General features: G+C 50.1%; 12 protein-coding genes and 1 pseudogene. 7 read left to right on the plus strand and 6 right to left on the minus strand.

What is annotated here, in order from left to right; translation table 11 throughout:
- Window positions 1-467: 467 nt before the first annotated feature.
- Window positions 468-1,757 carry a glucosylglycerol 3-phosphatase gene (stpA, locus tag AS151_RS18470; protein ID WP_071518546.1) on the plus strand — a complete coding sequence of 430 codons (1,290 nt, stop codon included), beginning with the start codon at window positions 468-470 and terminating at the stop codon, window positions 1,755-1,757.
- A 203-nt stretch (window positions 1,758-1,960) separates the two neighbouring features.
- A complete protein-coding gene (locus tag AS151_RS18475; protein WP_071518547.1) occupies window positions 1,961-2,206 on the plus strand; it encodes a hypothetical protein in 246 nt (81 codons plus the stop codon).
- Window positions 2,207-2,219: 13 nt separating this feature from the next.
- Here AS151_RS18475 and AS151_RS18480 read toward each other — a convergent pair whose 3' ends face one another.
- Window positions 2,220-3,101 (minus strand): class II fructose-bisphosphate aldolase, encoded by an 882-nt coding sequence (locus tag AS151_RS18480; RefSeq protein WP_071518548.1) that lies wholly within the window; start codon window positions 3,099-3,101, stop codon window positions 2,220-2,222.
- A 148-nt stretch (window positions 3,102-3,249) separates the two neighbouring features.
- Between AS151_RS18480 and AS151_RS18485 the strand changes: the two genes are divergently transcribed.
- The 4 genes from AS151_RS18485 (at window position 3,250) to AS151_RS18500 (ending at window position 6,648) form a co-directional block, all read left to right on the plus strand.
- Window positions 3,250-4,722, plus strand: coding sequence for a DASH family cryptochrome (locus AS151_RS18485; protein WP_071518549.1), 1,473 nt, complete (start codon window positions 3,250-3,252; stop codon window positions 4,720-4,722).
- A gap of 73 nt (window positions 4,723-4,795) precedes the next feature.
- On the plus strand, window positions 4,796-5,518 hold the full coding sequence (gene pgl / locus AS151_RS18490; protein WP_071518550.1) for a 6-phosphogluconolactonase: 723 nt from the start codon (window positions 4,796-4,798) through the stop codon (window positions 5,516-5,518).
- A gap of 45 nt (window positions 5,519-5,563) precedes the next feature.
- Entirely contained in the window at window positions 5,564-6,247 is a 684-nt protein-coding gene (locus AS151_RS18495) for an FHA domain-containing protein (RefSeq protein ID WP_071518551.1), read from the plus strand.
- Between the two features lie 38 nt (window positions 6,248-6,285).
- Entirely contained in the window at window positions 6,286-6,648 is a 363-nt protein-coding gene (locus AS151_RS18500; RefSeq protein ID WP_244533080.1) for an FHA domain-containing protein, read from the plus strand.
- Window positions 6,649-6,739: 91 nt separating this feature from the next.
- Here the strand turns inward: AS151_RS18500 and AS151_RS18505 are convergent, their stop codons facing one another.
- The gene (locus AS151_RS18505; RefSeq protein WP_071518552.1) at window positions 6,740-6,931 is read right to left on the minus strand and encodes a hypothetical protein; all 192 of its coding nucleotides are present in this window, start codon (window positions 6,929-6,931) and stop codon (window positions 6,740-6,742) included.
- A 143-nt stretch (window positions 6,932-7,074) separates the two neighbouring features.
- Between AS151_RS18505 and AS151_RS18510 the strand changes: the two genes are divergently transcribed.
- Complete coding sequence (locus AS151_RS18510; RefSeq protein WP_071518553.1) at window positions 7,075-7,794, plus strand: uracil-DNA glycosylase; 720 nt, start codon at window positions 7,075-7,077, stop codon at window positions 7,792-7,794.
- Here the strand turns inward: AS151_RS18510 and AS151_RS18515 are convergent.
- The 4 genes and pseudogenes from AS151_RS18515 to AS151_RS18530 all read right to left on the minus strand — a co-directional run.
- Window positions 7,791-8,366 carry a hypothetical protein gene (locus AS151_RS18515; RefSeq protein WP_084639736.1) on the minus strand — a complete coding sequence of 192 codons (576 nt, stop codon included), beginning with the start codon at window positions 8,364-8,366 and terminating at the stop codon, window positions 7,791-7,793. The genes AS151_RS18510 and AS151_RS18515 overlap by 4 nt on opposite strands.
- Window positions 8,332-9,078: an orotidine-5'-phosphate decarboxylase gene (gene pyrF, locus AS151_RS18520; protein ID WP_071518554.1), complete on the minus strand. Its 747-nt coding sequence runs from the start codon at window positions 9,076-9,078 to the stop codon at window positions 8,332-8,334. Before pyrF ends, AS151_RS18515 begins: the two co-directional genes overlap by 35 nt.
- Window positions 9,075-10,298: a tyrosine--tRNA ligase gene (gene tyrS, locus AS151_RS18525; RefSeq protein WP_139240769.1), complete on the minus strand. Its 1,224-nt coding sequence runs from the start codon at window positions 10,296-10,298 to the stop codon at window positions 9,075-9,077. Before tyrS ends, pyrF begins: the two co-directional genes overlap by 4 nt.
- Before the next feature lie 101 nt (window positions 10,299-10,399).
- Window positions 10,400-10,715, minus strand: a pseudogene (locus tag AS151_RS18530) (HNH endonuclease); the annotation flags it as partial.

The following is a 10,715-nucleotide window of genomic DNA, read 5'->3' on the forward strand; positions in this document are numbered from 1 at the left end:
GGGTACAAGTTCGCTAAGAACACTAGCCCAACATTGTATCTAAAAATGTAGCGATCGCGAGCCGGCAAGCCAAATTGTAAAATCCCATCGCGGCAAAACAACGATTGTCTGAGATTTGCCAATTGCCCTTGTAGAAAATAAGGACGCTTCGCGAAGTTCTCCTACCAGGAAAATTGGGACCCCCCCCAAAAAATATTGTTTCTATAAAAATTCCCTACTTCTTTATCGAAAAAAAATCGATATAATCTGAAAGGAATCAACTGCTTCGCTTGCCATTTGATTTGTCTTAGAAAATCATGGTCTTAGTGTCTTTGTGGTTCTTAACTTACTGCGCGATCGCTACTATAAAACCTCCACAACTGCCCCAAAAATATACCAAAAATTTGCATACCGCCAGCCAATGCTATACAATATCGTTTTACCTGAAAAATTGAATTGCCAACCGCTTCCGCACCAAACCATTTCTTATGACTGCCTCCCATTCCGTACCCCTACACCAAGATTCCCTTTCCCTCAGACATGCAGAATTTGTAAACCTCCTTGCCAATACAGAAAATTTGCTCCTCATTCAAGATTTGGATGGGGTTTGTATGGAGTTGGTTCGCGATCCCTTGCAAAGAACCATCGACTGCGACTACGTCAAAGCCACCACCGCCTTCGACAACCATTTTTTTGTACTCACCAACGGCGAACATGTGGGTAAGCGAGGCGTTAACGGCATCGTAGAAAAAGCCTTTGGCTATGCCAGCGAAGTGAAACAACAAGGGTGGTACCTACCGGGATTGGCAGCAGGCGGCATACAATGGCAGGATCGTTTTGGCCATCTTTCCCATCCTGGGGTCAGCGATGCGGAATGGCAGTTTTTACAAACCATTCCCCAAACCATGGCGACCCGCTTGCGGCAGTTTTTGCAGAAACACCAGGAAATTTTATCGGCAGCAGAAATCGAACAATGCGTGGATGCTTGCGTGTTGGATCATGTGGCTTCGCCAACAGCCAATCTCAATACCGCTTTCGATCGGTTGCATGCCCATCCCGAAATTTACGCGGCATTGCAACAAGATATGCAACAATTGATGGTAGAGCTATTGCAAGAGGCCTCCCGCTGGGGTTTGGGGGATTCGTTTTTCGTACATTATGCCCCCAATTTGGGGAAAGATGCCCAAGGTAATGAGATTTTGCAGCCAGCTACCGATAGCGATTCGGGAACCACGGATTTTCAGTTTATGCTGCGTGGTGCCATGAAAGAGGCGGGGGTGTTGGTGATTTTAAACTACTACTATTTTTTGCATACCGGTCACTATCCCCTAGGGAAAGATTTTAACGCCCGCACGGCACCGAAAAGTCATGCAGAACTTTTGCAAGCGGTAACGGAACATTTCGATCCAAAACTTATGCCGGTGATGGTGGGAGTTGGCGATACGGTTACCAGCCAGCTTACTTGGGAAAACGACCGCTGGGTGGTGCGTCGCGGTGGCAGCGATCGCAATTTTTTGCAATTGGTGCAAGATATTGGCAAGCAAGGTCAAACTGGGAATGTTGTGGTTTATGTAGACAGCAGCGGCGGTGAAGTGAAAAATCGCAAACCTTTGCGGTTAGAACCAGATACCCAGCAAACTTGGTATGTGGTGGAAGGTCCGGGCGATCGCCGCGATACGAACGATCCTTTACAACTTAACATTGTTTTCCCTGGCGGTCACCAACAATACGCGCTATCTTTTCGGCAAGCAGCCCAAAAACGCCGGTTGAGTTTATGAAATTGGCGAATAGAAACTTCACAAACCTTAAATTCAATTGGCCATTATTTGCGAAGTTTCTATTATACAATCGTATAAAATTTTAAACAACGATCGAAATCGCTGACAAAAATGTCGGCGATCGCATTGGTAAGGTGCAGCGATCGCCAACGTTGGAGGGAATCCTTGTCACAATAAATAATATCGGGTTCTAGAGAACCAAAATGTCTAAGACTTTGCTCGCCTTCCTTCCCAACGCCATCAGCAGCGTCTACTCCCATGCCATCCACACAGGCAAACTGCCCCTACCGCTTTACTACCAACTGTTGCGGTCGGTTTCCTACTTAGCCCTCAGCGAAGAAGAAATCCGAGCTATCCAACGCATCAACTGGGGCATCCGTCGGGGATGGATTCAACTGGAAGCCCCCAACGATAGATATTCCGTACCTTGGCGGCAAAACAGCCCATGAGCGTTTCCAGCATTTAGGTAGCGGCAGCAGGGGTAGAAGCTTGTGCGTGCAGTTTCGCTTTGCCGTCGCTACCAAACAACCGCATTTTGGCAGCAATCACGGCTTCCATGGCGGCCATTGCCTCTTCCATGGTATCGGTTAAATCCGCTTCTGGTTGTTCGGAAAGCGATCGCAACACATCCATATATGCCTGCCGCACTTCCGTATTCACGTTAAACTTGCACACGCCCAGTTCGATCGAACGAGCAATCATCTCTGCCGGCAAACCGCTGGCACCGTGCAATACCAAAGGTAAAGATACAGCATCGCGAATTTTTTGCAAGCGATCGAAATCCAAATGGGGTTCGCTACGATATTTCCCATGTACGTTGCCAATGGTCACCGCCAAGCAATCCACTTGGGTTGCGCGAACGAACTCGCCGGCTTGTTGCGGATCGGTCATTTTGGCTTCTTTTTCCGATACCGTTAGCCCATCTTCCGTACCGCTAATGCGACCGATTTCCGCTTCTACCGCGGCACCGTAACTGTGTGCCAGCTGGGTCATTTCTCGGGTAAAAGTCAAATTTTCCTGGTAGGGGTGGTGGGAACCATCGGCAAGAACCGAGTTCATCCCCGCCTCCAACGCCATGCGGATGTCATTGCGATCGCTACTGTGGTCTAAATGCACCGCAATGGGAACGCTAGCACTACGGGCAGCTTCTAAAAATAAAGCGACCAACGGTTGTTTGCCGTAAGACAAAACTTTCGGGTGCATTTGTAGCATGGCAGGGCTTTGCAACTGTTCTGCCGCTCGCACCACAGCTTCCACACCTTCAAAATTGTACATGTTAAACGCACCAACGGCATACCCGTGGCGTTGGGCAGTTTCTAATAGGTCTTTGGTCGATACCAGCATATGGTTAATCCTAGCTTGCTATAGCATCCATTGGTTTTTTTTTAAATTCTAATGGCTCTCAACCAGCCTTGCACAAATCCCTAGCAACGAGAAGCTTTATAAAAATTTACAATATGGACAGGGAAAGAACGATTTGGAGAAAACATCTATGGCAGCGGCACCGATTCTCTTGTGGTATCGTAATGACCTGCGATTGCACGACCATTCGGCTTTGCAGGCGGCTTTGCAAACTCAATCTCCCGTGATTCCTGTTTATTGCTTCGATCCGCGTCAGTTTGGTACTACAGCTTTTGGCTTTCCCAAAACGGGGGCTTTTCGGGGGAAATTTTTGTTAGAAAGTATAGCCGATTTGCAGCGATCGCTACAACAACGCCGCAGCAATTTGCTGGTGTTTTACGATTATCCAGAAACCGCCATTGCCCAACTTGCCAAGCGAGTGCAAGCAAGTGCCGTTTATTTCCACCAGGAAGTTACCGCTGAAGAAGTGCAAGTGGAACAAGCCTTGCAAAAAACTTTAGCCCAAATTAACGTAACTTGTCGTTCTTTTTGGTGCCATACACTTCACGATCGGAATCAGTTCCCCTTTGCCGTAGCAGACTTACCAGAAACATTTACCCAGTTTCGCCAGCAAGTAGAAGCCAACGCCAGCATCGAATTGCCCCTACCTACCCCTACGACGCTACCACCTTTGCCAGCAAATATAGAATCTTCTCCCCTGCCAACCCTAGAAAATTTAGGCTTGCAAGAACCAGAAACCGATAGTCGCGGCGTTTTAACATTCACTGGCGGGGAAACAGCTGCCCTGGCAAGAGTTACAGACTATATTTGGCAGCAGGATTGTTTGCGACGCTACAAGCAAACCCGCAATGGCATGCTGGGAGCAAATTATTCTTCTAAATTTTCTCCATGGCTGGCTTTGGGATGTCTTTCCGGTCGCTACGTTTGCCAGCAAGTCAGCGAATACGAAGCCAGTAGGGCAAAAAACGATTCTACCTATTGGTTGGTGTTTGAGTTGCTGTGGCGGGATTATTTTCGATTGATTGCCCTCAAACACGGAAATCGGATTTTTTATCCTTCTGGTTTGCGGGGATTGTCGCTGCCTTGGCAACAGGATTGGGAAAAATTTGCACTTTGGCAGCAAGGGAAGACGGGATTTCCCCTGGTGGATGCGAACATGCGGGAAATTGCTGCTACTGGGTATATGTCTAACCGCGGTCGTCAAAATGTTGCCAGTTTCTTAACCAAAAATTTGGGGATTGATTGGAGAATGGGAGCAGAATGGTTTGAATCGCTGCTGGTGGACTACGATGTTTGCAGCAATTGGGGAAATTGGAACTATACTGCTGGCGTGGGCAACGATGCCCGGGGATTTCGATTTTTCCACATTCTCAAGCAAGCATCGAAATACGACCCCCAAGGTCGCTACGTGAAACACTGGTTGCCGGAGTTGGCGGCGGTGCCAGCAGCGAAAGTTCACCAACCCTGGCAGCTATCACCGACCGAACAAAAACATTTTGGCGTGGGTTTGGGGGTGGATTATCCCCATCCAGTGGTAGATTTAATGCAGTCGGCGAAGACCAATGAAAAGATTTATAACGCGGCTTGGGCTCGTTCGAGCTAATTGCCCACAATAAAGAATTGTTGGATAACATCTCCGATTTCATAGCATATTTTTTGTTATTTGTCAATCATCTATGCAGCCAAAAGTGGAAATTCTCGCAGATCAAACCGCTCTGATTCAGCGATCGCTAGAGCTGATGGTGGAGAAAATCCAGCAGTCGGTTCGGGAAAGGGGGATTTGCACAATCGCCCTCTCCGGGGGCAGCACCCCCAGACCGCTTTACGAAGCGATCGCAGCACAAAACCTGCCGTGGGAGAAAATTCATGTATTTTGGGGCGACGAACGCTACGTTCCCAGCCACCATCCCGACAGCAACGAAAAACTCGCTAGAGATGCTTGGCTGAACCGCGTAGCCATCCCGGCAGAAAATATCCATCCCACCCCCACTGACAGTGGCAATCCGCAACAAGACGCCCAACGGTACGAACAGCAATTGCAGCAATTTTTTCAACTGTCACCGGGCACCATGCCGGTTTTAGATATTATGCTACAGGGGATGGGCGATGACGGGCATACCGCTTCTTTATTCCCCCATACCGAAGCCCTTCAGGTATGCGATCGCGCGATCGCAGTGGGCAACAAAGACGGATCGCCCCGGATTACCTTTACCATTCCCGCTATTAACAATGCCCGTTGCGTTCTTTTTCTGGTTGCCGGTAGTGGCAAACAAAACGCCATCGAGCAAGTCTTTTCCCAAACCGCCGACCCCCAAACCTATCCTGCCAAATTCATCCAACCCCAAGGAGAACTGTGGTGGTTGCTCGACGTTGCCGCTGGTGCCCCCCTGCAATCTTAATCCGTACCATTATTTTTATTGTGGAGTTGCAAAATCCCGAAGCTTATGATTGTTTGTCCGAACTGTAACCATCAAAATCCCGACTGGGCGATACAATGCGAAGCCTGCCTGAGTGAGCTGCCACAAATGGTCAGCTGCCCTAGCTGCGGTGCCACCGTGCAAAGCGACGCCAGCTTTTGCGGTCAGTGCGGCTACGACCTCAGCGGCAACCAAAACCAAAATACCGAGACCGAAGAATCCGAAGCAGCCGCCGAAGCATCCCCGCAAATCCCCACCCCCACCGTGGCACCGCCGGAAGTGGAAGAAACCTCGGAAGTAGGTGCCGAAACAGGTTCCCAAACGCCTACGCCAGCACCCACGCCTGCCCCTGCCGCTACCCCCCAAGCCACGCAGCTGCAAACCCAGCAAGCTTCCCTACTGCACGTGCAAACCGACACCACTATCGAACTGCCCGCCCACTTGCCGGTGATTCACGTGGGCAAACCCAACGACCGCATACCACCGGATATCGACCTGTCGGGATTTCCCAACGCCGAAGTGGTTTCCCGCAGCCATATTGATATCCGTCAGGAAGGGGATGCATTTTATGTAGAAGATGTGGGCAGTACCAATGGTACCTATATCAATAACTTACCCCTGCAGCCGGGGAACCGACATCGCTTGCGTAGCGGCGATCGCATTGCTTTGGGGAAGGGAGATTTGGTAACGTTCCTGTTTCAACTTGCTTAAATTTCGTTACTCACTCATCAGCAAATGGAGAGGTTAACTTGGAACCTTACGGAGGCAATGAAATTATCATTACCCTAGTCAATCCCATTTTGCAATCGGTGCCCATCAAAAGTTGGACGTTTCGTTCCCGCCAGCCAACCATCTCCATTGGCAGGGCAGCCGAAAACCACGTGGTGCTTTACAGTGCAGTGGTCTCGCGTCACCATTTAGAGGTACGACGCCAAGGGTTGCACTGGGAAATTGTGAATTTAAGTGCCAACGGTACCTTTGTCGATGAGAAACCCATCGACAAAATGACTGTTCTCGATGGCCTCAAACTGCGTTTGGCGCGTAGTGGTCCCATTTTACAATTTCATTTGGGAAAACCATCGCCTCCCTCTCCCTCGCCCGAGGCTTCCTGAAAACCCAAAAAATAGCGATCGCCCTTTGTATCCATCGAAAACATTGAGGGGGCGATCGCCTTCAACCTAGGAAATTGGGAAGCGATCGGATTTATCCTTTGAGAGCTTTGTTAAAGTTTTGGCGGTAAGACTTATTGGCCACCAGCAAAACCGGCCAAAAAGCCGACAATACAATCCGATTGGATAGCGTTGTATTGAAGTTGGTCCGGCGAAATCCTTTCCAAAACTTCCAAATACCGCCAGCGTAAACCACAATTAGTACAAAAGTTATAAGTTGGGGCATGTTGGATCACCTCAAGAGCCACGAACGGAAAAAACGAAAGTAGCCTTGCCTACAATACAATCATAGCGAGATTTTCCCCCGAATAGGCGCGATATTACCGTGGGATTTGATATACTAAACCCCTAAGAGCTTTGGCAAGACTCATGTCTAGCGACGACCAGCTGAACTTATTTAACGCCCCTTCTTCTGAAGTTTCCGCCCATACCGATAGCGTTTCCCGGGAATTGATTCCCACCGATGCCAACGTCCCCATTCCCGCCGGTACCTACGCCAATCTGGAAGCACTCACCGACCACTGCCGGCAGTGCCACCGCTGCGAGTTGGGCAGCCATCGCACCCAAGTGGTCATCGAACGGGGGAATCCCCAAGCTTCCTTGATGATTGTGGGAGAAGGTCCCGGACAGCAGGAGGACGAACAGGGATTGCCTTTTGTGGGCAAATCCGGACAGCTGTTGGATAAAATTTTAGCTTCCGTACAGCTCGATTGCCATCGGGATGTTTATATTTGCAACGTGGTGAAATGCCGACCGCCCAACAATCGAGTTCCCTCCACAACAGAAATGAATGCTTGCAAGCCTTACTTGCTGGAGCAAATTCGCTTGGTAGACCCAAAAGTTATCTTGCTGGCGGGTGCCACAGCGGTGAAAGGGGTCATCGGTGACAAGCGGGGGATTACCAAAATTCGCGGTCAGTGGATGCAGTGGGAAGGACGTTTGTGCATGCCTATTTTTCACCCGGCTTATTTGCTGCGCCATCCTTCCCGGGAAAAAGGTAAACCCAAATGGCTGATGTGGCAGGATATTCAAGCGGTACGGGAAAAGCTAGACCACCTACAAGCAATTGGCGAAACCGCAGAAAGCTAGTAGCGGCAACGATCGCGCAACCAAAGGCGAATCGCTTCGGCGATCGCACTGTGGCTGGTGTTGCGAACTGGTGTTAAATTGGAGGATTCCTGGGACAGGCCACCGGTACGGGAAAACATGACAATCAACCGCCAGCCGTTGGAGGTGGGCGCTAAAAATGCCCAGTGGTACTGCTGCAAGCGTCGCGATCGCCCGTTTCGATATTGACGTTCCAAGGTGGTAAAAAAAACTTGACGTACCTCTTCAGTGCCCCTGGTGCGCGTATCTGCTAAATCGGACTGGGGAGAGGGGAGGGGCAAAGGGTCAAACTCCGGCTTGCCTGCGGTCAAAATGTAATGGGAACCCCCCTCGCGATCGCCCGAACGCGATCGATACAGCACTCGATTAGCATAATTTGGTAAATCTGTCAAGAATTTTGCCCACAAAGGTGCCAGCTCCTCGGGGCAGCCATTTGGGGACTCTGGCTGGGCAGCAACCGGTATCCCCCACCAGAGACCTAACACCACCCACCAAGGCAGCAATACAATTTTTACCGTATTAAGGAATTTCCGCACAAATACGCTGCCAAGCATCTTCCGGGTTCTTTGCCTCCGTAATGGGACGCCCAATCACCAAATAATCCGCCCCCGCCGCAAAAGCCTCCGTAGGAGTCATCGCCCGTTGTTGGTCGCGACGTTCCGCCCATGCCGGACGAATGCCCGGACAAACCAAAATAAAATCGTTCCCGCAAACGCGACGCAGGTGAGCAGCTTCCTTCGCCGAGCAAACCACCCCAGCCAGTCCCGACTCCCAGCTCAAAACCGCCATTTGCAGCACGTATTCCGAAAGCTCTACCGGAACCTTGAGATCGAACGCCAAATCCCGGGAATTAACGCTGGTTAGCAACGTCACTCCCAACAGCTTGGTGGCCGGCGTTTGGGAAGTTATCGCCGCACTTTCCACCGCCTCGGTAGCTGCTTGTAACGCTCGCCTTCCTGCCGTTGCATGTACGGTGAGCAAATCCACCCCATAGCGAGCAGCAGCACGGCAAGCCCCCGCCATGGTATTGGGGATATCATGGAATTTTAAATCCAGGAAAATCCGTTTTTCCCGCTTTTGCAATTCCCCAACAATATCGCCACCAGTGCTGACAAACAATTCCAATCCCACCTTCCAAAACCTCACCTGGGGCAACCTATCCAACCAAGCCACCGCTTCGGTGAAGGTGGAAACATCCAAAGGCACAATAATCCGATGTTCTTTTTTTTCCAGCCAAGTGGGTTGGACCAAGCCATTGTTCGTCATGTTTCGCCATCCACCAAACGCACAAATTTTTTCTTACCCACCTGCAAGACCTTACCGCTCAGTTCTGCGGGCGTCTCGTAGGCTACATTCTCATCAGTAATTTTTTCGCCGTCCAGCTTTACTGCCCCACCTTTGATTTGGCGTCTGGCTTCCGAACTGCTGGCACACAGATCGCTGGTATTAAGAATGTAGAACAATTTTGCCGGAAAATTTACCTGGGCGAGGGAAAATTCCGGAATGGCCTCGGTTTGAGTACCGCTGCCTTTAGTAAACGCGATCGCTGCTTTTTGTGCCTCCGTCGCCGCCCGTTGCCCGTGGTACTGGCGTACAATATCCCAAGCCAGCAATTTTTGGCGTTCCCGGGGATTGTCCGGCAAATCGTCCAGAGGCAACTCCGTGAGCAGCTCAAAATACTCCATTACCAAATTATCCGGGACCTTTTCCAACTTGGAATACATGCTCAGAGCATCTTCCGTCAACCCCACATAATTGTTCAACGACTTAGACATTTTCTGTACCCCATCGGTACCAATTAAAATGGGGGTAAGGACACCAAACTGGGGAGATAGGCCAAAATAGCGCTGTAAATCGCGTCCCACACCCAAATTAAACTTCTGGTCGGTCCCCCCCAGTTCCACATCAGCCTGCACCGCCACCGAGTCGTATCCCTGCATGAGGGGGTAAAGAAACTCGTGCAGGTAAATCGGCGTTTCTTTCTCGTAGCGTTCGGCAAATCCTTCCTTAGCCAGCATTTGTCCCACCGTCATCCGCGCCAGCAACGCCAGAATTTTCGCCAAATCCAACTGGGAAAGCCACTCAGAGTTGTAGCGAATTTCCAAACGTCCTGGCGTGTCGAAATCCAAAATCGGACGTACCTGATCGAGGAACTTAGCAGCGTGGCGGTCAACCTCCTCCGCCGTTAGTTGGCGGCGGACCTCCGATTTGCCCGTGGGGTCGCCAATGCGGGCGGTAAAATCGCCAATAATCAACACGGCTATATGGCCGGCATCTTGGAAAGCCCGAAGCTTGCGAAAAGGAATGCTGTGTCCCAAATGAATGTCCGAACCCGTGGGGTCGATTCCCAACTTGACACGCAAAGGGCGATCGCTTTGCTGCAAACGTTGGATAATATTTTCATTGGGATCGTCCGCATCGCGATTGTGGGGAAATACTTCCGTCACTCCGCGAAACAGACGTGCCAAGTCCGGATCGTCCACCAACGGGCGATCGGCAGTTGTTGAATTTTGCCAAAGGGGCGTCGGTTTCGATACACTCACTGCTTGTACTGCTACTTCCTAATAGGTTGTTTACTGGACAATAATTAACTTTTATTGACTTGATAGTCGTAGCCATCTTTCTTAAAGATTGGCTGGATGTGATTACGGGAGACACTGACTATCTTTCCATTACTCAGGCTAAAGCTGCCTTTAGACCTGACTGTTTTGATCCTTGCCGAACGAAGACCTTGGTGCTTGCCTTTGACCACACGGACAATAATATCTCCCGTTTTCCACTCTTTGGGAGGATTTTTGGGCTGATATCCAGCGCGGGGGAAACCATATTTGTCCATGACCATCATTTGACGACATCCATGTCCTCTTGCCGTAATGACCAGAATAGACTCAGCTTTGACTTTG

It is taken from the genome of Geitlerinema sp. PCC 9228 (assembly GCF_001870905.1).
Classification (GTDB): Bacteria; Cyanobacteriota; Cyanobacteriia; order Cyanobacteriales; family PCC-9228; genus PCC-9228.